Consider the following 21,028-nt stretch of genomic DNA (forward strand, 5'->3'; position numbering starts at 1 on the left):
CCACGCAGAAGCACCGGGCAATAGAGTAGAATTAACTGCCCGCCAGTACGAAGTTGCCGGAATTGAACTTGGTAAACCTGAAATGAAAAACCTGAGCCAGGTGCTGCAGGTTAACGGCGTTTTGGATGTACCACCACAAAATATGGCCAGCATCAGTGCCCCGCTGGGCGGCTTCGTAAAAAGCACCGACCTTCTGCAAGGGAAATTTGTAAAAAAAGGCTCCGTAATTGCCATTATTGAAAACCCTGAATTCATTCAGATTCAGCAGGATTACCTGGAAAATAAAAGCCAGTTAGATTACCTGAGCATGGAACTGGCAAGGCAAAAAGAATTGCGGGCCGAAAATGTAAACTCCGCTAAAACCTTGCAACAAACCGAAGCTGAGTATAAAACCATCCGGGCAAGAGTTAATGGCTTAAAAGAACGGTTGGCCATGATCGGCATCAGCCCGAAACAAATCCAAGCTGGCAATATTTCCCGAACTGCTCCGCTGATTGCTCCGATTACCGGCTATGTAACCGATGTAAATGTGAACATAGGAACGTTTGTAAACCCTACCGACGTTTTATTTATGATCGCCAATACCGAACATTTGCACGTTGAGCTAACCATTTTCGAGAAGGATGCGGCCAAAATAAAGATGGGCCAGAAAGTACGATTCACCCTGCCCAACGAAAACCAGGAACGCCACGCTACCATTTACCTGATCGGCAAAGCCGTTAGAGAAGATCGTACGATTCGGGTGCATGCCCACCTGGACGAAGAAGACCACGAACTGATCCCCAACACCTATGTAAATGCGCTGGTAGAACTAAAAGGGGCTTCGGTTTTGGCTTTACCACAAGAGGCAATTGTTCACGCTGATGGAAAGAACTACTTGTTTTTGGCCAAGGGCCAACGCAAGGAAAACAACGTGGTAATGTATGACTTTGAGCGGCAGGAAATAATGACCGGTGTATCGGAATTCGGTTTTACTGAGGTCTTTTTACCCGAGAATACTGCCGATACCGCAAAGGTGGTGGTTAAAGGGGCTTATTCGTTGCTTGCTAAAATGAACAATACCGAAGAAGAAGGAGAAGGCCACGGCCACTAATAAAAACGCTATGGTTAAAGAACTTGAAACTGATCTGCTGGCAAAAGGCATCCGGCCTACGGCTATGCGCTTGCTGGTGCTGGATTATCTTCTGAAACAGTCTGCTGCCGTTAGCCTGAACGACCTGGAAACGTATTTCCTGAAAGCTGACCGCATTACGCTTTACCGGACGTTAAAGAAATTTGAAGATAAAGGCATCGTTCATAAAATTGAAGACGGCACATCATCCGTAAAATATGCGCTTTGCCCGGAAAGCTGTTACGGCATGGCTTATTGCGATCTTCATCTGCACTTTTATTGCACCCAATGCCAGAATACCTTCTGCTTACCAAAAACCCGGATTCCGGAACTTCAATTACCTGAAAATTACCAACCGGAAGAAATAAGCCTGACCGTGAAAGGCAAGTGCAGCAACTGCAGCTGATAAAATGCAATGCAGTTGCACATGCTTACCACGTAGCTTTGTACAGCAAACAATTAAATGTCTGTTGTATGAAGTTCAATTGGGAAATGCCTTATAACCTTCAGCCATTTTATAAAACTGAGTTGGATAATTACCTGATAAACTGGCAAAACGGAGAGCCTGCCCTGGCCTTTCATCATCTGGAAAGAGCACATATCCTGGGGCAGGCTTTCCCGTATCAGCATACTTTTGTGCACTGGGAAATGCTCAAATTCGGTTTCCGGATAAAAAGCTGGCAAGAAGTAACCGGCCAAATCCCCCGTTTGTTGGTTGGTGGGGTTAAATCCTTTATCGGTAAAATTCCCGTAGGCAATACCGGTGGTGCTAATGTTCATCCGCTTCAACCAATGGAAATTTCTGCTGATCTGAAGGCAATACTTTCTAAATTAAAAACAAATGAAAATTAATACAAACCTAAGCACCATTGGCACATGTAGTTTATTTCTTACTGCTTTGGCCTCGCCTTGCTGCTTTCCCTTATTTGGCTTTATTCTGGCCGCACTTGGGCTTGGTACGTTCGAATTATTCGGCGGCTGGACGATGTGGGTTTTCCAGGTGCTGGTGGCTTTATCAATTGTGGGGCTGTTTATTTCATACAGGAAGCACAAATGTATGTACCCTATATTGATTGCCATACCAAGCGCACTTGTGATTTTCTATAGTTATCATTTTCTGGAAAACGATAACTGGATTTACCTGATGTACCTGGGTATGTTTGGCCTTGGAATTTCAGCAATTGTAAACCATTACCGCAACAGGTTACATTATAGTTGCTGCATTACACAAGAAAAAATCGTTAGCGAAATCAACTTAAAAAGTACCATTACCTGTCCAAATTGCGGGCATAGCAAAGAGGAAACGATGCCGACAGATGCTTGTCAATACTTTTATGAATGTGAAAATTGCCACCTGGTTTTAAAACCAAAGGCTGGCGATTGTTGCGTGTTTTGCAGTTACGGCACAGAGAAGTGTCCACCCATCCAAACCGGAGCAGGCTGCTGTTAATTAATTCTTATCCCGATTTTTATGAACCTCAACGATAAAAGAAATCAAGACGAGCCGAAAGGCTTGGAAATCACATCTCCACGCACTGCTGAGCATCCTGGCCCCCAAATTCCTAAAACCGGTCTTCAGTACGAACCAGGCGGCGATGCCTGTTGCAGTACGGATGCCAAACCGGAAAAGAAAACAGATGAAGATGGCCACGACCACGAAACCACTTCTTACCTTCCAGCTATTGGCAGTTTGGTTTTATTGCTCACTGGTATTGCCCTCGACTACTTTGAGGTAAGCTGGTTTAGCGGTTATATCAGGTTAGCAGTTTTTATGATTGCCTATTTGCTGGTAGGTGGGAAAGTGCTTTGGCATGCCGTAACCAATTTTTCCAAAGGCAATATATTCAACGAGTTCTTCCTGATGGGTATCGCTACGCTGGGTGCCATCTACATCGGAGAATATGCGGAAGCGGTAGCTGTAATGCTGTTTTACGTGATTGGCGAACACTTTCAGGAAGCAGCAGTAGCCAAATCCCGGAAATCCATAAAAGATCTGATTGATAACCGGCCGGAAATTGTAACGGTACTAAGAAACGGTATTGCTACCGAAGTTAACCCGAAGCAGGTGAACCTGGGTGATGTGATCCAGGTAAAAGCCGGGGAAAAAGTTGCCCTGGATGGGGAAATGCTCACCGAAAGTTCATCGTTCAATACGGCAGCACTAACCGGAGAGTCAAAACCGGATACGAAGCGCAAAGGTGAAAAAGTACTGGCTGGTATGATTAACCTGGATAAAGTAATCGAGCTGAAAGTTACTGCTGGTTACGAAGACAGTGCCTTGTCTAAAATCCTGCAAATGGTAGAAAATGCCGGAACCAGGAAAGCCAAAACCCAGCTCTTTATTACCCGATTCGCCAAAGTTTACACACCCATTGTAGTTTTCCTGGCTTTGGGTATAGCCTTGCTGCCATACTTCTTTGTAGACGATTACATCTTTAACGATTGGCTTTACCGGGCGTTAGTGTTCCTGGTAATTTCCTGCCCTTGTGCTTTGGTTGTCTCTATCCCATTGGGATATTTCGGCGGCATTGGAGCAGCTTCCAGAAACGGGATTTTATTCAAGGGTTCGAATTTCCTGGACTTGATCACAACCATCGACACTGTTGTAATGGATAAAACCGGAACGCTTACAGAAGGGGTTTTCAAAGTTCAGGAGATTAAAACCAATGGACTTGAGCAAGCTGATTTTTTAGCCACCGTGGCAGCTCTGGAAAGCAAATCAACCCATCCTATTGCCTCAGCCATTGTGCAGCACACAGGCCTGAGTTACCAACAAAAAACGGTATCGGAAACGGAAGAAATATCGGGCCACGGTTTAAAAGGTAAAGTTGATGGACAGGAAGTGTTGGCAGGCAACGGCAAACTGATGCACAAATACAACATTGCCTACGATCCGCAGATAGATGCCATTGTCGATACAATTGTGCTGGTGGCTATCGGAGGGAAATTTGCCGGTTATATTACCATTGCCGATCAGATAAAAGAAGATGCGCCAGGAACCATAGAAACTTTGCACCAAATGGGCATTAAAAACATCGTAATGCTTTCCGGCGATAAAGATTCTATTGTTCAGAAGATAGCAAAACAGCTTAAAATAGACCTGGCATTTGGCGGGCTGCTACCTCAGGATAAAGTAACCAAAGTGGAAGAGCTGAAAAACCAAGGGAAACAAGTTGCCTTTATAGGCGATGGCATAAACGATGCGCCGGTAATAACCCTGGCTGATGTAGGCTTAGCTATGGGCGGTCTGGGTTCTGATGCGGCAATCGAAACTGCTGATGTAGTAATTCAAACCGACCAGCCTTCCAAAATTGCTACGGCCATCAACATCGGGAAGAAAACGAAACAGATTGTGTGGCAGAATATTGGTTTGGCCTTTGGCGTAAAAGCCCTGGTTCTGATCTTTGGGGCATTTGGCGTGGCTACTATGTGGGAAGCAGTTTTTGCGGACGTAGGCGTAGCGTTTCTGGCAATATTAAATGCAATCCGGATTCAGCGCATGAAGTTTTAAATTATAACCTTCCATGTTAATTTTTGTACCTCCGAATTTTATAACTCTCTGCTAAAATCCTGTAACGCTTTCGGTAAGGCATGTCGGTATCTTTGAATAGAACTTAAATGCTTTAGTTATGAATTATTTAAAATTTAAAACCAATATTAATTGTGGTGGTTGCGTTGCCAATGTAACCCCATTCCTGAACAAGGAAGCAGGTATTTGCAAGTGGAACGTTGATACAACTAATGCTCAAAAAGTGCTTACTATTTCTACTGATAAACTTAGCGAAGAGGAAGTAATTAAAATTATTCAGGAAGCTGGATATAAGGCCGAAAGGTTATAGTCAATCCTTGCTTACCAATAAAAAAGGCAGCCATTTAGCTGCCTTTTTGTTTAATTCAAATCACTTCTCGTCTTAAAAGCTGAGCATTTATTGCCACGATTATAGTACTTAAGCTCATTAAAACCGCACCAACAGCAGGAGAAATCATAATGCCCCAATTGTACAGCACGCCTGCTGCCAGCGGTAAAGCAACAACATTATAACCAGTTGCCCAGATTAAGTTTTGGATCATTTTCCGGTAGGTGGCTTTACCGAACAGTATAAGCGAAGCAATGTCCTGCGGGTTGCTGTTCACCAGGATAATGTCTGCGGTTTCGGCCGCAACGTCGGTTCCGGAACCAACAGCAATACCTACGTCCGCTTGGGCTAAAGCTGGTGCATCGTTTACCCCGTCGCCAGTCATGGCTACGAACTCGTTTTTGGCTTGCAGCTCTTTTACCTTTTCCTGTTTCTGGTGAGGTAATACATTGGCAAGGAAGCCATCCATTTGCAGCTTTTCGCTCACGCTTTTGGCCACCCGTTCGTTGTCCCCAGTCAAGAGCAGGTTTTTGATACCGTTTTCTTTTAATACCTTAATAGCCGTTGCTGATTCTTCCCTTATCTGATCCCGTAGTTTAATGTAGCCTACTGGTTGCTGATCCACAAGCACGTAAACCGCTGTTTCGACACCTTCTTCTGCTTTATTCTGAGGCACTTCAACCTTAAATTCCTCCAGGTAATTCGGGCCTACCACTTTTACATCCCGACCCTCTACCGTTCCTTCCAGCCCTTTACCAGGCAAGTAATTAAAGTTTTCAGAAGCTGGCACCAGAATATTCTGCTCTTTGGCTTTGCGTAATATTCCCTGCGAAATGTAATGCTCTGAATGTTGCTCTACTCCTGCTGCCAGCCTGAGCATTTCTGTTTCAGAGATATTGTTACTAAATGTAACCACTTCGGCAACTTCATGGGAGCCTTTGGTTAGCGTACCGGTTTTATCAAAAATAATGGTGGTTATCCTGCGGGAATTTTCGAAAGCGGTACGGTTCCGGATCAACAAACCATTTCGGGCAGAAACGGCTGTAGAAATGGCTACCACCAGCGGTACAGCTAAACCTAAAGCATGAGGGCAGGATATTACCATTACAGTTACCATTCGCTCCAGTGCAAAAGCGAATTCCGCTCCCATTAGTAACCAGACTGCCAGCGTACCAAAACCTGCAAAAAGGGCAATATAGGTAAGCCATTTGGCAGCTTTGTCCGCAAGGTTCTGCGTTTCTGATTTGGTTTTCTGAGCTTCTTGTATCAGGTTAATTACCTTGTTCAGATAGCTGTCCTTACCGGTATTTTGCACTCTAACCTGCAGCGAACCGTTACCATTTATGGAGCCACCAATTACTTTATCGCCTTGTACTTTCTGGGCAGGTTTGCTTTCCCCGGTAAGCATACTCTCGTTCAGATAACTTTCTCCACTTTCAACCAAACCATCTGCCGGTACTTTTTCTCCCGGCTTAACCTGAATCAGGTCATCTTTCTGTAGTTCGGCTATTGGAATATTAACCATCTGGCCGTTTCGAATCACATGGGCTTCAGAAGGCATCATGCTCACCAGCAATTCAAGGGCTTTGGAAGCGCCCATTACTGATTTCATCTCGATCCAGTGGCCCAGGAGCATAATCACGATCAGCGTAGCCAGTTCCCAGAAAAAGTCCATGCCTTTCAGGCCAAAGACAATTGCGGTACTGTATACATATGCTACCGAAATGGCCACGCCAATCAAAGTCATCATGCCCGGCGATCCTCTCTTTACTTCATCTAACAAACCAGTTAGAAAAGGCCAGCCACCATAAAAGAAAATGACTGATGAAAGCACAAAGGCAATGTACATGGCGTATGGCACATCCAGGGTATAGCCCAGAATGTGTTGTACCATTGGGCTTAGAACAATAACCGGTATTGACAATGCCAATGAAATCCAGAAACGCTTTTTAAAATCGTCGATCCTCATAGCGTGGTGATCGTGGCCATGTTCGCCGTGACCAGCATGACCACCTGCTTTTTCATGGGCATGCACTGTTTTCTCTGCAAGATCCGTTTTAAGCTTTCCTGCTGTACTGTGAGCATGATGTTCTTCTGGATGATGATGGGTATGATCCATAGATTCTCAGCTATTTATTAAATCAAATTATTTAAGACCATTCATTTTGGCACCTCCACCCTAATAAGTAATGGTTACACCAGCTCCATATTTCATGTCGCTATCGTAATGGGTAGATAATGAAAAGTATTTGGTTACTATGTAGCGTAAGCCTGCCATGTACTCTTTATCGGTGTTAGCCATTAAGTTAAGGCGTAGACGGCTGGTAAGCGGAATGTCTTCCCGGCGCAGTTGCAGCCGGAATTTACCTTTGCTATCCACCCTGGCTTCAGCCTGTACCAACATCGGCAACATATACTGAACCCCGGCCACAAAAGCCTTCCTGTTATTTTGGTTGCTGGTCTGTCCTAAAAGCGTTTCTTCCGCTTCGTTTTCTACGCTGTTGTGATGATAGTCAAAACCGATGAACGGAAAGAGCCACTGCATTTTACCAAAATACCGGCCAAAGTAGGTTTCGCTTTCAATGCCATATTCCTTTTTGAAGCCGACCCGCCATTCGGTTATAGCTTGCCAGCGGGTAGTGCTGAGGGAAAATTCCCCATCGCTGCCATTTGTTTCAATGCCAATCTGCCCCGATTTTGTAATCATTCTTTCATCCATGTTCAGCATTCTCCAGTTCATTTTCGGATCGTGCAGTTCAGGATTGTGCGGTGAGTTTTCGTAAGAAAATACCCGGCCCATACCGGTCATCATGTGGTAAAGAATGTGGCAGTGGAAAAACCAGTCACCACTTTCGGAAGCTGCAAATTCCAGGGTATCTGTTTCCATAGGCATAATATCAACCACATTTTTTAAAGGCGCATATTCTCCTTGTCCGTTCAACACCCGGAAATCGTGGCCATGCAGGTGCATGGGGTGGCGCATCATGGAATTGTTGTACATGATTATCTTTACATTTTCGCCCTTTTTGATCAGGATTTTATCCGTTTCCGATACCGTTTTATTATCGATTGTCCATACATAGCGGTTCATATTACCGGTAAGTTCAAAGCGCAGTAACTTTTCCGGTCCGGGTTTTAAAGTGGTTTTTTCTGTAGCCCGCAGCATGCCGTAATTCAGCGTAACCAAGTCACCCTCATCGGCAGCCATATCCATATTATGGCCTTCATGCCCCTCCATGTTGTGGCCTTGCATAGATTGGGTTTTCTGCGTGGTATCAGTTTTTTGCTCCATTGGCATAGCATTTCCGGAAGCAGGCTTTGAGGTTTCTTTACCCTTCTTACCTGTTTCTTCTTCTCCGGTAACCTCCGGATACATTACCATGTTCATGTCCATTTGCTGCAGGCTCATCTGCATGCCCATAGGTTCCATGTCGCCATTCATCTTCATCATGCCGTTCATCATCTTCATACCTTCGAAATATTTGAGACGGCCTAAAGGTTTTGCAGGCATTTTATGGCCGCTGCCCAGCCACAAAGAGGTGGAATTGGTGCGGTCTTCGGCAGTAGCTAAAAATTCGTATTGCATATCCTCCGGAATGGTCACGATGAGGTCATAAGTTTCGGAAGGCGCGATGATGAGGCGATCTACTTCCACGGGTTCTACATCGTTGCCATCGTTGGCTACAACCGTAATTTTGCCTCCGGAATAGGTGAGCCAGAAATACGTGGAAGCGCCCCCGTTCACAAGCCTAAGTTTTACCTGGTCACCACCCTTAAATTGGGTTTGCTCATTTATAGGCTTGCCGTTGGTCAGGAATTTTTCGTAAGCCACATCGCTTACGTCCATAGCCGTCATCCGCTTCCATTCGTTGGTGAGTTTGGTTTTGAAGTGTCCTTTCCGGATCGCTTCGGCATACGCCTGGGCAGCTCCTTTCTGAATCCCAAACCAATCGTTAGCACTGCGCAGGAAACGGAAAACTTCTTCTGGTTTCATATCCGTCCAATCGCTCAATACTATTGGAATGGCCGGAATTTCTGGTTCATTAACCTTATTAAAAATCAATGCTCCGTACATACCACTCTGTTCCTGCAATGCGCTATGGCTGTGGTACCAGTAAGTGCCGTTCTGAATGATCGGGAATTTGTATAAATAAGTGGAATGGGGTTTTATGGGCATTTGAGTTAGCCAGGGCACGCCGTCGAAGCGATTCGGCAGAAAAACCCCATGCCAGTGAATGGACGTTTCAACATCCATTTTGTTGTGCACGTAAATTTCGGCGGTATCGCCTTCGGTAAAGGTTAAAACAGGCGCTGGAATCTGACCATTTATCGCTACAGCTTTCCTAGGTTTACCAGAATAATTTACAATGGTATCTTCTACATAAAGATCGTACCGGACTTTTTTAGGTTTATAAGTTGGCCCAGGACTTTCTACTTTATGTCCTGATGATTGTGCAGGCGCATTTTTTACGTCTTCGTTTAGAACTGGTGGCTTAGGTTTTTCTGCCTCATTCTCTACCTTTTTTCCGGCTGGTTTTGTGGGCCTAACGGTTGGTTTCGTTGCTGGTTTGGCTGCCTCCTTTGGGGTAGGCTTAGCAGCTGGTTTCGGAGCTGGTTTAGGTATAGCTTTGGGCTTTTGGCGCACAAGAGCCATACCACATTTCGGGCAGGTACCGGGCTTGTTGCTTTGCACTTCGGGGTGCATTGGGCAGGTGTAAATTGTCGATTGCTGTTGTTGCTTGACTGGCATGTTATGCCCTTCGTGCTGGGCAAATGTTACTTGACCAAAACTTAAAAACAGCAGGATTGCTATAATATTTTTCATTTTAATTCTTGTTTTCAAGGTCTTCCTGAATTTTTTCCGACCAATTAATCAGTGCCAGTTTTTCCTCGTCTGAAAGTTTGGCTTTAGGGTGCAATAGCAGATAGGATTTCAGAGGCATTTCATCATCCTGAATGCTATTTACTATGGATTTTAACTTGCTTTTTTGTCTCCGGGTAGAGTAATCGCCAAAAGTGCTGAAGTTTAATTCATCCTTACCTTCTCTGATGTGAGAAGCCAGCCACCAGCCTCCCGGCTGAATCTTTGCATACCAGGGATAATGCGTATTGTTGCTATGGCAGTCATAACAGCTGTTCCTGAAAATGGTCTGGACATTATCCGGGATGGCATAGACTTTAGTTATTTCGGAAGGCAAAACCTGCCCGTTTTCATTACGGGCAGGTTGAATGAACTGAATTGCAATGAACAGGATTACCAACCCCAACAATATTTTCTTTGTCCAGGTCATTCAGGTTTACTTTAATTCTTCTTTAACTACGCCGCAAGTAGGCATAGATTTGCCTAAATACGGATTTTGGATCGCTTTGCTTTCGCTTACCCAATAGCCGCCTTTGTTTTTGTTGTACATCGGGCAATGATCGTAATAAAGCGGCTGGCTGGTGCCAAAGGTTTTTACCAGCTGGTATACATCCTGGCTTAGGGTTTCGAAGTGCTCACGCTGGTGTTTCAGGTTGCCGGCGTTCGTGCTGATATGCTCCGCGTGCTCTTTGGCATCCTCTTCAATATCAGCGTAGGTTTTAGCTTGTTCGGGCGTAAGGGCACTTTTATTAAAGTTTTGGATAGCGTTTACCAGTTCTTTACCGCCGGAAGCAGCAAGTTTATCATTGTCCTTCGCCAGAGCATTTTTTACTTTTATGTAAGCATCCACTATACCTTTGATTGAAACTTCACTTTGCGCTGGTGTTTCATTAGGCTTGGCTACTTCTGTTTTTTGAGATTGATCAGATTTTGTGACCTGGTTCTTTGGAGAGTCGGCATTGCAGCTGGTCAAGAATATGGTTGAAAAAGCAAAACTTAGGATTAAGGCTTTCATCGGTTTTTTATAATTAGAGTTAAAAAATTTACAGGTAGCCGGAATCCTTTCCAAATGATCGATAAATCATATGGAATGAACATGGCTGTAATTCCAAAGCCAATAGCGTTACGTTCTACCAAAACTTCAGAATAAAGGTCTAAAAGTGATGGACGCTGTTTTTCATCTTGCGTTGGGCAAGATCCTCCTGGCAAATGAATAATTAAATTATTGGGATGGGTGGAGTAAAACTCCAGTGCAGTAAAATATGGGCACAGGGATTTGCCTCAGTTATTTACTGCGGTAGAACTGAATTGTAAATCAAATTATGAGGGAGCAAATAAATATCCTGATGTCCGGAATTTTTGGTTTTAGCCCAACATCGGGGAAAAGATTTACCGGTAAATCGGCGTGTGAATTGGCGTGAGAGCCTGTAAAAGTAAGATGATCAGGAACTATGAATTGGAAATCGTCAGGGGCAAACTGAAACTTCTGTAGCCCAGAACCTGATGCATAAAAGAAATTAGTCTGATCACAGCAGTCCTCTTTCTCCTTGGATGAACCTTGATGCGGGCATTTATCTTCGTGCTTCTGTAATTCAGAATTTATGAGAGCAACATGGCCTTTTTGGTCATGATTGGCGGCTAAGCCTTCATGATGGTGATCTACAGGACTTTCACTATGTACAAGTCCAGAACCTTTTCCCTGATGATGCCCAGGTGCCATGGATATGCTGCACCATACTTCTAAAGCATAGACATTGAAGATAGATGCAATCAATGCAAATACCATCAATTGTTTGCTTATTTGTTTCAGGTGCTTGTTCATAAACAGGTTTACATACCCAATTACAAAGAAAAGGTTTCTTATGGTGGTTTTCGTTACAGAATTTGGGAATTGTTTTGCAGAATTATACAAAATATAAAAGAGATTACCTTTTATCATTGTTTCCAACTTTCCTATGTTTTTAATATATTGAAGAACAAATTAACCGGCAAGTTTCTATGGGGAAGATTACATTTTTCTGGGCTTTAGATAAGAAATTGGAGCGAATATCCATAAATGACGCAGAAAGTGGCGCTAATGGTTATTATTGCGAGGGCTGCAAAAATGAAATGGAAGCCTGTAAAGGCCAGGAAGTCAGGCCTTATTTCAGGCACCATACAAAATTAGGTTCTAAGGATATTCAAGAATGTAACTGGTCAAATGAAAAAGCCAGGCATGCCATAGGAAAAGACATTCTCCAAATGGAGAAGCAAATTAAGGTTCCAAGCCTTTACATTGAAGTTCCTCCTGAATATAGATACAAGCGCAACGAAGTTGAATTTACTAAAATCAGGAGTTCACATATAATCCAGGCTTATGAGGTCCTGAAGGAAAAATATGTGTATGAAAATGAGTTTGGTGAGGTCAAATATGCTTCCGGAGAGAATAAAGAAATTGAAAAAAAGTATCTGTATGTTAAGCCAGATGCCCTTTTTCTGGATCGAGAGGGTAAAATAATTTTGTTGGTTGAGCTACATGCAACTCATAAAGTAGACCACGAAAAACAAGCAAAATTATTTCGGCTAGGAATAGATGCAATTGAAGTAAAAATTCCGAAGGCGCACGACAGTACAGAAATTGGAAACAACTTTAAGATTACTAAAAATACCAAATGGCTTTATAATCATGAACAAGCAACCACGAAATTTAACGCCAATACCCACCTTGCTGGAAAGAGAAGTAAGAGAACTATTGTGGACGGAGGAGACTTTATTCCAGAAGAGGCTTACGAGTGCAGAGCGTTCAGGATTAATGAAGCTATACGCACAATTAAAGGAATATTGGGAGGAGCTGAATTTAACGAAAGTAGAAACGCAATTGAAGGAGAGTTCCTTAGAATTGAACAAGCTAAAGAAGGATTTAGAGAAAGACTTTCCGACCGTAATTCAAGAGCAGAAACAGAAGCTAGGACTATTCTTGCAAGGCTTGAAAAGCTCGAAGTCCAGGAAATTGATAGCCTTACAAAACAGGAGGCTGAAATTGCAGGAGAAGAAGTTGGAGAACAAGAAGCTTATAGAAAACGCTATTCAGGATTGGAGCAAAGATATAAAAACAAGAGAAAAGAACTTGAACGAGAGGAAGGAACAGTTGCCGATTCAGAAAATGAATATGGAGAAGGAATCCAAGCTGTTAGAGACAGACTGGATGATGAGGAAAGCGACCTTAGAAGAAAATTTGAGCCAAGAATTGCAGAACTTAGAAGATCAATACAGCAAGTATTGGGATCAATTAACCTTACTGGAAAAAGAGGAACTGGACTGGCAGATAGAGAACGAAAGATTAAACTTGATGCAGAAGAAGCTCAGCGAGACCTTGAAACAGAAATCGGAAATCTTGAAGCAGAAAGAGGAGCTCTCGAAGCTACACAAGAAAGACTTAGAAGAGTTAGCATGGCTAGAAAAAAGTTCAGTGACATTCAAAACGCGACTCGTTAAATACGGCATGATTAAAGAAACTGATTTCCCTGAAGTCCAGATCAATTATGATATTATGGATTCTATTTAAAAATTTCCAAAACTAAAAAGCCTTCTTTAAAGGAAGGCTTTTTTATTAAGCATTGCAGCCATCCCGGTCAAGATTGTTAGGCTTACCGGCGAACCGCAATGCTTTCTATATTAACATATCAAATGCCTGCAAAGTTACAAATTTCCCTTTTGAAGCTTTTTTTTTAAATAAACCTCGATGATATTTTTGTGAGTTGACAAGAAAGATCTATTTAAATAGATTTATATAGCCTAAAAATGATCTATTTTAAAGGGTTCAAACACTTCATTTTTTTGCAAATTCTGCGAATTAGGAAAGTCAAAAAAAACAGCTGTAACTATTTGTAACAGCTGCTTTTTAGTTAAAATAAGACGTATGTTCTTTTTGTAAAATTCTCGCATTTTAGATCCCAGAAAATGGATAGATTTTGCAGTTTCAAATTGTAACTTCTCTTTTATTTCTATCCCTTTTGAAAAGCTCTTCATCGCAAACAATTTTTCATTTGGTTTAAAGCCATTACAAAAAGTAACCAACTGTTACAAAAGGTTACAATTAAAAATTTGGAGTTTCAGAACATAGTTCCGGATAATTTAAACCAGGAATACTGTTTCCTATAACCGAGCACCCATTCCCCGGATGAATGTTTCTACAAAGCCAATCATTTTAGTGGTAATCCGTTCCGCAACGGGTTTCCGTTCCAATAGTTTGGGCATAGCTGGAAGCATACTTAGCACTTCATCCCTAAGTGGTTTTCGTTCGGTAAACAAGTAATTTCCTAAAACAGCTTGTAACTTTACAGGATCTAGCTTTTCTTCGGCAGTCAGGGCATCAAACGCTTTCATTTGTTCCGCAGCCCAGAAGTTTTCAAAGGCCTCCTGAACATCGTCGGTATCTTCAATGTGTGGCAGGTTTTCTTCGATGAATTTCCGGATCAGTTCCCGTTTGCTACGAAGGGTGGTTTCACCTGTAAGGATTTCCAGGATGGCTCGTTTTTGCTTGTCTTGTTCTTCTGGTTTTGCGTTGCTTAGTTTGGCGAGAAGCTTTAAGATATAGGCTACATTGATCTCGTCGCGGTGAATTAATTCCAGCTCAAAATCCACGTCGTTCAGGATCGATTCTTTCTCTTTGGATGTGCCGGTTTTTACTTTATCGTACAGGTCCAGGTACTTGCTTTTATAGTCCTCGAAACTCTGCTCGCTCATAGCCAAATTATCGAAGCTGAAATCGGCAAAAGTAACCAGAATGTTTTTGATGCGCATCAACTCCCGAAAGGCTGTTACAAATTGTAACTCTTCGTTTTCGCTGGGTAAATTATCTACGCTGCTCACGGAGGGCGCTATTTTTAAAAGCTCGGCAAAAGCTATATTGAATTTGCTTACATAGTCTTCAAAAGGAGCCATAAGAATGGTTTCTTTGGCATCCTTATTAGAGAACAGCGCAATAGCATCATCAGTGGCCTGTTTCAGATTTCGGAAACAAACAATATTACCCTGCGATTTCTGCTCGGTATATAGCCGGTTGGTACGGCTATAGGCTTGTATCAGTCCGTGGTGCTTCAGGTTCTTATCTACATACAGGGTATTCACAGCCGGACTGTCGAACCCGGTCAGGAACATGTTTACCACCAGCAGAATATCTATTTCTCGGTTTTTAACCCGCTTCGAAATATCGTTGTAATAGTTGTAAAACGACTGGCTGTCGGTAGTGGTAAATTTGGTGCCGAAAAGGGTATTGTAATCGGCAATAAAAGCATCCAGCTTTTCGCGGGTGTGGCTGGCAGCGCAGTAAGTTTTGGTGGGCTCGGCGGCTAGTTGGATCGGCTCCTCCGAAAAATCAGGCAAAATTCCGGTAGCCCCTTTGTCTTCTTCGTTTTCGGTGTAACTAAAAATAGTGGCTATTTTCAGGTTGTGGCGGCCTTCAGTTTTTCGCTGCTTAAATAGCTCGTAATATTTTATAAGCGTATCTACACTGCCAACGCAGAACATGCCAGTAAGATCCTTGCCGTGCGTTTTCTTTGAGTGATTTTCGATTATGTAATCCGTGATCTTTTCCAGGCGCTGGGGCGATTCCAATAGTTCCTTAGTATCGATATCTTCTACTTCAATATCGAGGTTGGTATTGCTGCCTTCCTTTTCTTTGTAGCGGCCAATATATTCTACCGAGAATTTGAGCACATTCTCATCTTTAATGGCATCTGTAATCAGGTACTTGTGCAGACACTCGCCAAACAGGTCTTTGGTAGTACGCTTGCCCAGATCATTTTTGATTACGTTTTCGGCAAAAATCGGCGTACCGGTAAACCCGAATAGCTGGGCATTGGCAAAATAGCGCTTAATGCGGTTATGGGTTTCGCCGAACTGGCTGCGGTGGCACTCATCGAAAATAAAAACGATGCGCTCGTTTTGCAGAGCCTCCATTTTTCCAGTAAAACGTGCGTTACCAATGGCGTTGTTCAGCTTCTGGATGGTGGTTACAATAAGTTTAGTAGAGCCAGCAAGTTGGTTTACTAGGGCCCGGGTATCGTCGGTGCCATCTATGCTGCCGGCCGAAAAGCTGTTGAATTCTTTAGTGGTCTGGAAATCAAGATCTTTGCGGTCTACTACAAATACTACTTTATGCACTTTAGGCAAGTGCATGAGGATCTGGCTGGCCTTAAAAGAGGTAAGCGTTTTACCGGAGCCCGTGGTATGCCAAATATAGCCGTTCTGATCGCTGGATTTTACCTGGTTTATAATGGCCTCGGTAGCGTAATACTGGTACGGTCGCAGCACCATCAGTATTTTGTGCGTTTCGTTGAGTACAATGTACTTGGTAAGCATTTTTGCCAGGTAGCTGGGCTCCAGGAAAACCTTGGCAAAGGCTTCAAGCTGGGTAATAAGTTTGTTGTTTTTATCGGCCCAGTAAAAGGTTTGCTTAAAGCTTTGAGATTTGTTGTTGGCGTAGTACTTGGTGTTTACACCGTTGCTGATAACGAACAACTGCGCATATTGGTAAAGGCCATGCGAAGCTCCGAAAGAATGCCGGTGGTAGCGGTTTACCTGGTTAAAAGCTTCTTTCAATTCCAGGCCCCGGCGCTTTAGCTCGATCTGCACCAAAGGCAAACCGTTGACCAATAAGGTAACGTCGTAGCGGTTTTTATACAGGCCGGCCATGCTTACCTGTTGCGTAACCTGGAACTGGTTCTGGCTCCAATCTTCCTGTTGGATAAACTCCAAGTAAATGCTTTCGCCGTTATCTTTGGTGAGCTGCATTTTATCCCGGAGTATTTTGGCCCGGTCGAACACGTTGCCTTTATTCAGGTGGTTGAGCACGCGCTCAAACTCCTTAGCCGTAAGAGTAACCTGGTTATATTTTTCCAGCTGGGTTTTCAGATTAGCCAGCAAGGCCTGCTCGTCTTTTATGGACACAAATGCATAGCCGAGCGTCTGGAGCTGCTTTACCAGGTTATCTTCGAGTTCCTGCTCCGGTTGTTTGCTCATTGGTTAATTTTCAGTTTCGAAAAAAGCACGTAACTGTTCAGCATGTTGATCAAGATAGGCCTCAACCTCTATTACAATATATTCAACTAGCTCTTCTTTAAATTTACCATTGGTATGTAATTTCTGAAGCGTATCGGGATTGCCAAAATTTAACTCATTGCCATCGTAGTTTGGCAGCTCTTTTAAATTATACCAGTTATTTGTAAACCGTTCGCTTTTTGAAGTATAATCATTCTTTTTGCCGCTGGAACTGTGTACCCCAATAAATAAGGCTCCTCCTTTATGGCCTTGACCACTGAAGGACTCAAGACCAAAAAACATTTTTCTGCTTTCCATACCTTTCAATTTTATCCAGATTTGTGAATAACGCTCATTTGCTGGCCTTCCTGCATAAATTGTATAGTTAGAATTAAGGCGGTCTTTTAATTTGTTTAAAACACTTTGCCTAACATGCTCTTTTATTGCTGCACTCACTTTAGCAAAGTTCTCCGCAATATAAGATGACTCCCTGATATGCTTTAGCATCAACTCATTCAGGTTTTGCTGATGTTTTTTATCCATAGTTGAAGTAAGCTTTTGGATCAAGAGTTTGTATTGCTTTATTGATTCACGTAGTATGGGCTGATCGAAGGCTTCCTTTATACATCTCTCCAACCAATCTTGTATCTGGTCACGATAAGATAATATATAAAAATCTGTACCACTCTGAAGATCACCTTTACTATCTGACGAGGGATCGCCTCCTTTCAAGGTTAGGTAATAAACCTTATTCCTGTCCTTTCTGAAATTGCAGTATCGTTCTACCTGTACATTCTGGTCGCCTGCGTCAATTTTGTTTTCAATAGTAATACAGCTTCCTTTTTTATCCCAGATATAAATATCTATCCTCCCACCAGTTTTGGCCTTATCGTCTCGCGGTCCGATGTAATGCTCGGCTTTTACCTGAGCAGTTTTGTAATCAATGGTTTTATCCTTCAGCACTTTTAAGAAGTGCCGCAAAAAGATACTTCCTTTAAGATGAGAACCTTTTGGATTTAACAATTCGGCTAGGAAGGCAGAGTGTGATTTATTTTCGCAACGCTCCATGCTTAGCACAGAGAACACATTGAAAGTTTCTCCTCGTGCTTTTTTCAACTCCCACTGATGGTCGATGATTGTTTTGGTATGCCCCAATAAGTAGCCTAGTTTTTCCGCATTAGCCATACCGTTTTTAAACAAACATTTGCTGTAAAAGGCCTTTTTTGTACCGCTCAGTTTTATCTATCTGGGCTTGGCAATGGTTTATTTTTTTATCAAGCGCAGAAAGGAAATAGGCAATTTTAATAAGCTCTTGTTCAGAACTTGGAAGAGAAATTTCGGCACCATTTAAAAAATCATTATTCCCAATATTCATAGTGTTTTTTGCGCCTTTCTGAACTAATGGATTAAGGTAATTATATGTGTTTTTCCAATTAGAAAAATAATAATCCAGAAATAAACCTAAATATTGATTAGTCGGGGAAAATACTCCGTACAAAACTGAAACTATGCCAGTTCTATTAAGTTTGTTTTGCTTAATAATACCAAAAGGAAAATCACTTGTTGGGCTCTTTGTATAAATTACATCACCTGGATAAACAACTTTGTAGTTGGAAGTATCTTTTGAGGCATAAGATCTACCCAAATGCTCAATTTGATTTATTACTCCCTTTTCTTTTGCCACTGAAAAAACTTCTTCTATCTTACCCTTTGCATTTCTGGTTTTGTGCTCCTTTAAAATCTCCGCCAACTGCTTTTCCTCCCACTCCGGAAAATCATTGCCTTGTTCATCTTTCAAGCGAAGTTCCTGGGAAAAGATCTTTTGCATTACACCTTTTTTATATTGCTCTAGCAGACTTTTCTTTTTCTTTAAGGCTTGTAGTTTCTTATCTACAGCAATCAAAAAAGATCCTATTTTTTTCTGTTCAACCCTAGAGGTAGAAACATACATTTTCAACTCTCGCACATCTTTAAGATTAATTCGTGAGAAGGTTGATCCACCAGACAGTTTCGAAATCAGTGTTTGAATTAAATGAGTTTGAATAACAAAATAGATAAAGAAAGGATCTACTTTCTTAGCTTGAATCAATACAGTATCTTGGCCTAAAACAAATTTCTCTTTTTTGTAGAGTATACTTGCAATACCAATAGATTGATTTCGGCTAAAAACCAAATCTCCAATTTCTGGACTGCAATGATCCATCAGTGATTCATACTCTTCCGGTGCTACTCTTTTGTTTGGAGTAATCAAGTCTAATTCCCCCCAATTGATAGAGCCAGGTGAAATTACTGGAATCCCTTCCTCCACATATGGTGGCGTTCTGTGCTTACAATCGATTACATTAACTAAATCAGAAAAAACATTCAAAACCCATTCCCCTTCAAACTCTGGAAAACGCAAAGCTGGAATTTTCGCTTTTTGTATAGTTGGCTTCATGGTTTTGGGGATTAAAAGTTAGCGGAAGGCAGCACTTTTTCAGTGGTTTTCCCTACCGTTTCAGCCGCTAAGAAAGGCGGTTCAATGCCCAATTCTTCGCAAAATCCGGCTATAGTTTGGTCGGTTTCAGTTATCTGCGATTCTAGACTTTTTAACTCCAAAGATATAGCGTTTAAGTCAACTTGGTCTTCTGCCTCGAAAGTATCCACGTAGCGCGGAATGTTCAGGTTGTAATCATTGGCGGCAATGTCGGAAAGCAAGGCGCGTATGCTGTATTTCGGTTCTTCGGCCCGGCGGCGGTAGGTTTCTACAATTTTATTTATGTCTTCGTCCCGCAGTATATTCTGCGTTTTCACCTTCTCAAAATGCTGACTGCCGTCTATAAACAAAATATTGTCGGCATTTTCGCGGCCCTTCTTAAATACCAGAATACAAGTTGGAATACTGGTGCCGTAAAAGATATTGGCCGGCAAACCGATCACGGCATCCAAGTAGTTGCGGTCATCGATCAGGTACTGGCGGATGTGCCCTTCGGCTCCACCTCTAAACAATACGCCATGCGGCAAAACTACCGCCATAGTTCCGTTATCAGCTAGGTGATGGATCATGTGCTGCACAAAGGCAAAATCAGCTTTGGAGCTTGGCGCTAATTTGCCGTACTGGCTAAACCGGTCATCGGACATGTGCAACGGGCTGGCGCTCCACTGTGCCGAGAAAGGCGGATTAGCTACAATAGCTTCAAACCGATGCTCTAAATGTTGAGGATGCTCCAAAGTATCTTCCTGCCGGATATTAAACTTCTGAAAATGCACATCGTGCAGAATCATGTTCATCCGGGCCAAGTTGTAGGTAGTGCGGTTAAGTTCCTGCCCGTAAAAGTTAGAAACTTCTTCTACCTCTTTTGCTACCCGCAGCAACAAAGACCCCGAACCACAGGTTGGGTCGTACACCGATTTCAATTTGGTTTTGCCTGTAGTTACCAGCTTTGCCAGTACTTTCGATACCTCTTGTGGCGTGTAAAACTCTCCGGCTTTTTTACCGGCCCCGCTGGCAAACTGCCCGATCAGGTATTCGTAGGCATCACCCAGCACATCTGCTTCGGTATCTTCCAGCTTAAAATCTATTTTATCGAGGTGACCCAGCACTTTAGCGATCAGGTCGTTTTTTGCAGCTTCGGTACGGCCCAGCTTAGTAGAGGTCAGGTCCAGGTCTTCGAAGAGCTTGTTAAAGTCGTCTTCGCTTTCTGTACCCATGGTGCTCTGCTCAATATGATTAAGTACTTGGGTTAGCTCATCCAGAATAAAGTTACTGATTCCTTCTTCCTGAGCATTGGCATTTCCTTTCCGGGCCATTTCACTGAACAGCTCGGCCGGTTTCAGGAAGTACCCCAGGCTACCTAGGGCTTCTTCTTTAATTGCCTCAAGGTATTCCTGCCCAACTTCGGTAGCTTCGTTTATGTCCTGGTATTTAAGACCGTCTTCTGCCAAAATTTTGTTGGCATACAGCTCCATCTTTTCGGAAAGGTATTTGTAAAAGATAAAGCCTAGTATATAATCGCGAAACTCGTCGGCACCCATTTTGCCTCTAAGGGTATTGGCAATGTTCCAGAGTTGTTGTTCTAATATTCTTTTGTGGTTTTCGGACATTTCAGGGGGTAATATAAGGAAAACTGCCAGGCCAGAACTGGTATTCAAATGTAGGAATTTTAGCTGTATCTGTTGCCGAATTAGGCCTTAAAACTC

Annotated in this window: 16 protein-coding genes and 1 pseudogene; 8 read left to right on the forward strand and 9 right to left on the reverse strand. The window is 42.7% G+C overall.

What is annotated here, in order from left to right; translation table 11 throughout:
* The first annotated feature begins 82 nt into the window (after nt 1-82).
* The 7 genes and pseudogenes from F0P94_RS07165 to F0P94_RS07190 all read left to right on the forward strand — a co-directional run bounded on the left by F0P94_RS07165 (nt 83) and on the right by F0P94_RS07190 (nt 4,950).
* Nucleotides 83-1,093: an efflux RND transporter periplasmic adaptor subunit gene (locus F0P94_RS07165; protein WP_225307144.1), complete on the forward strand. Its 1,011-nt coding sequence runs from the start codon at nt 83-85 to the stop codon at nt 1,091-1,093.
* Nucleotides 1,094-1,103: 10 nt separating this feature from the next.
* A complete protein-coding gene (locus F0P94_RS07170; RefSeq protein ID WP_150903194.1) occupies nt 1,104-1,517 on the forward strand; it encodes a Fur family transcriptional regulator in 414 nt (137 codons plus the stop codon).
* A 68-nt stretch (nt 1,518-1,585) separates the two neighbouring features.
* A complete protein-coding gene (locus F0P94_RS07175) occupies nt 1,586-1,963 on the forward strand; it encodes a DUF3703 domain-containing protein (protein WP_150903195.1) in 378 nt (125 codons plus the stop codon).
* Nucleotides 1,953-2,291, forward strand: a pseudogene (locus tag F0P94_RS19855) (MerC domain-containing protein); the annotation flags it as partial. The gene F0P94_RS07175 and the pseudogene F0P94_RS19855, both read left to right, overlap by 11 nt.
* 57 nt (nt 2,292-2,348) lie before the next feature.
* Nucleotides 2,349-2,561 (forward strand): GDCCVxC domain-containing (seleno)protein, encoded by a 213-nt coding sequence (locus F0P94_RS19860; RefSeq protein WP_225307154.1) that lies wholly within the window; start codon nt 2,349-2,351, stop codon nt 2,559-2,561.
* 21 nt (nt 2,562-2,582) lie between these two features.
* Entirely contained in the window at nt 2,583-4,622 is a 2,040-nt protein-coding gene (locus tag F0P94_RS07185) for a heavy metal translocating P-type ATPase (RefSeq protein ID WP_150903197.1), read from the forward strand.
* Between the two features lie 118 nt (nt 4,623-4,740).
* Nucleotides 4,741-4,950, forward strand: coding sequence for a heavy-metal-associated domain-containing protein (locus tag F0P94_RS07190; RefSeq protein WP_150903198.1), 210 nt, complete (start codon nt 4,741-4,743; stop codon nt 4,948-4,950).
* A 55-nt stretch (nt 4,951-5,005) separates the two neighbouring features.
* Here the strand turns inward: F0P94_RS07190 and F0P94_RS07195 are convergent, their stop codons facing one another.
* The 5 genes from F0P94_RS07195 to F0P94_RS07215 form a co-directional block, all read right to left on the reverse strand.
* Entirely contained in the window at nt 5,006-7,087 is a 2,082-nt protein-coding gene (locus F0P94_RS07195; RefSeq protein ID WP_150903199.1) for a copper-translocating P-type ATPase, read from the reverse strand.
* Nucleotides 7,088-7,147: 60 nt separating this feature from the next.
* Nucleotides 7,148-9,793, reverse strand: coding sequence for a multicopper oxidase domain-containing protein (locus tag F0P94_RS07200; RefSeq protein ID WP_150903200.1), 2,646 nt, complete (start codon nt 9,791-9,793; stop codon nt 7,148-7,150).
* Nucleotide 9,794: 1 nt separating this feature from the next.
* Entirely contained in the window at nt 9,795-10,259 is a 465-nt protein-coding gene (locus F0P94_RS07205) for a heme-binding domain-containing protein (RefSeq protein WP_150903201.1), read from the reverse strand.
* Nucleotides 10,260-10,265: 6 nt separating this feature from the next.
* Nucleotides 10,266-10,679 (reverse strand): DUF3347 domain-containing protein, encoded by a 414-nt coding sequence (locus F0P94_RS07210; protein ID WP_262714326.1) that lies wholly within the window; start codon nt 10,677-10,679, stop codon nt 10,266-10,268.
* Nucleotides 10,680-11,144: 465 nt separating this feature from the next.
* Complete coding sequence (locus tag F0P94_RS07215) at nt 11,145-11,777, reverse strand: hypothetical protein (RefSeq protein WP_191906958.1); 633 nt, start codon at nt 11,775-11,777, stop codon at nt 11,145-11,147.
* A gap of 50 nt (nt 11,778-11,827) precedes the next feature.
* On the opposite strand from F0P94_RS07215, the gene F0P94_RS07220 reads away from it, so the two are divergent.
* Nucleotides 11,828-13,303 carry a hypothetical protein gene (locus F0P94_RS07220; protein WP_150903204.1) on the forward strand — a complete coding sequence of 492 codons (1,476 nt, stop codon included), beginning with the start codon at nt 11,828-11,830 and terminating at the stop codon, nt 13,301-13,303.
* Between the two features lie 660 nt (nt 13,304-13,963).
* Here the strand turns inward: F0P94_RS07220 and F0P94_RS07225 are convergent.
* Genes F0P94_RS07225 through F0P94_RS07240 form a run of 4 tightly spaced genes read right to left on the reverse strand, consistent with a single transcriptional unit; the run spans nt 13,964 to nt 20,932 of the window.
* Complete coding sequence (locus F0P94_RS07225; protein ID WP_150903205.1) at nt 13,964-16,831, reverse strand: type I restriction endonuclease subunit R; 2,868 nt, start codon at nt 16,829-16,831, stop codon at nt 13,964-13,966.
* A 3-nt stretch (nt 16,832-16,834) separates the two neighbouring features.
* Nucleotides 16,835-18,034: a PDDEXK-like family protein gene (locus F0P94_RS07230; protein WP_150903206.1), complete on the reverse strand. Its 1,200-nt coding sequence runs from the start codon at nt 18,032-18,034 to the stop codon at nt 16,835-16,837.
* Nucleotides 18,035-18,041: 7 nt separating this feature from the next.
* A complete protein-coding gene (locus tag F0P94_RS07235; RefSeq protein WP_150903207.1) occupies nt 18,042-19,286 on the reverse strand; it encodes a restriction endonuclease subunit S in 1,245 nt (414 codons plus the stop codon).
* An 11-nt stretch (nt 19,287-19,297) separates the two neighbouring features.
* The gene (locus tag F0P94_RS07240; protein ID WP_150903208.1) at nt 19,298-20,932 is read right to left on the reverse strand and encodes a type I restriction-modification system subunit M; all 1,635 of its coding nucleotides are present in this window, start codon (nt 20,930-20,932) and stop codon (nt 19,298-19,300) included.
* Between the last annotated feature and the right edge of the window lie 96 nt (nt 20,933-21,028).

Source organism: Adhaeribacter soli, assembly GCF_008727925.1.
In the GTDB taxonomy this organism is placed as follows: Bacteria; Bacteroidota; Bacteroidia; order Cytophagales; family Hymenobacteraceae; genus Adhaeribacter_A; species Adhaeribacter_A soli.

Excerpts from the sequence above, each read along its gene's own strand:
- F0P94_RS07165 (WP_225307144.1), top strand. The coding sequence starts at position 83 with ATGAAAAACCTGAGCCAGGTGCTGCAGGTTAACGGCGTTTTGGATGTA.
- F0P94_RS07170 (WP_150903194.1), top strand. The coding sequence starts at position 1,104 with ATGGTTAAAGAACTTGAAACTGATCTGCTGGCAAAAGGCATCCGGCCT.
- F0P94_RS07175 (WP_150903195.1), top strand. The coding sequence starts at position 1,586 with ATGAAGTTCAATTGGGAAATGCCTTATAACCTTCAGCCATTTTATAAA.
- F0P94_RS07185 (WP_150903197.1), top strand. The coding sequence starts at position 2,583 with ATGAACCTCAACGATAAAAGAAATCAAGACGAGCCGAAAGGCTTGGAA.
- F0P94_RS07190 (WP_150903198.1), top strand. The coding sequence starts at position 4,741 with ATGAATTATTTAAAATTTAAAACCAATATTAATTGTGGTGGTTGCGTT.
- F0P94_RS07195 (WP_150903199.1), bottom strand. The coding sequence starts at position 7,087 with ATGGATCATACCCATCATCATCCAGAAGAACATCATGCTCACAGTACA.
- F0P94_RS07200 (WP_150903200.1), bottom strand. The coding sequence starts at position 9,793 with ATGAAAAATATTATAGCAATCCTGCTGTTTTTAAGTTTTGGTCAAGTA.
- F0P94_RS07205 (WP_150903201.1), bottom strand. The coding sequence starts at position 10,259 with ATGACCTGGACAAAGAAAATATTGTTGGGGTTGGTAATCCTGTTCATT.
- F0P94_RS07220 (WP_150903204.1), top strand. The coding sequence starts at position 11,828 with ATGGGGAAGATTACATTTTTCTGGGCTTTAGATAAGAAATTGGAGCGA.
- F0P94_RS07225 (WP_150903205.1), bottom strand. The coding sequence starts at position 16,831 with ATGAGCAAACAACCGGAGCAGGAACTCGAAGATAACCTGGTAAAGCAG.
- F0P94_RS07230 (WP_150903206.1), bottom strand. The coding sequence starts at position 18,034 with ATGGCTAATGCGGAAAAACTAGGCTACTTATTGGGGCATACCAAAACA.
- F0P94_RS07235 (WP_150903207.1), bottom strand. The coding sequence starts at position 19,286 with ATGAAGCCAACTATACAAAAAGCGAAAATTCCAGCTTTGCGTTTTCCA.
- F0P94_RS07240 (WP_150903208.1), bottom strand. The coding sequence starts at position 20,932 with ATGTCCGAAAACCACAAAAGAATATTAGAACAACAACTCTGGAACATT.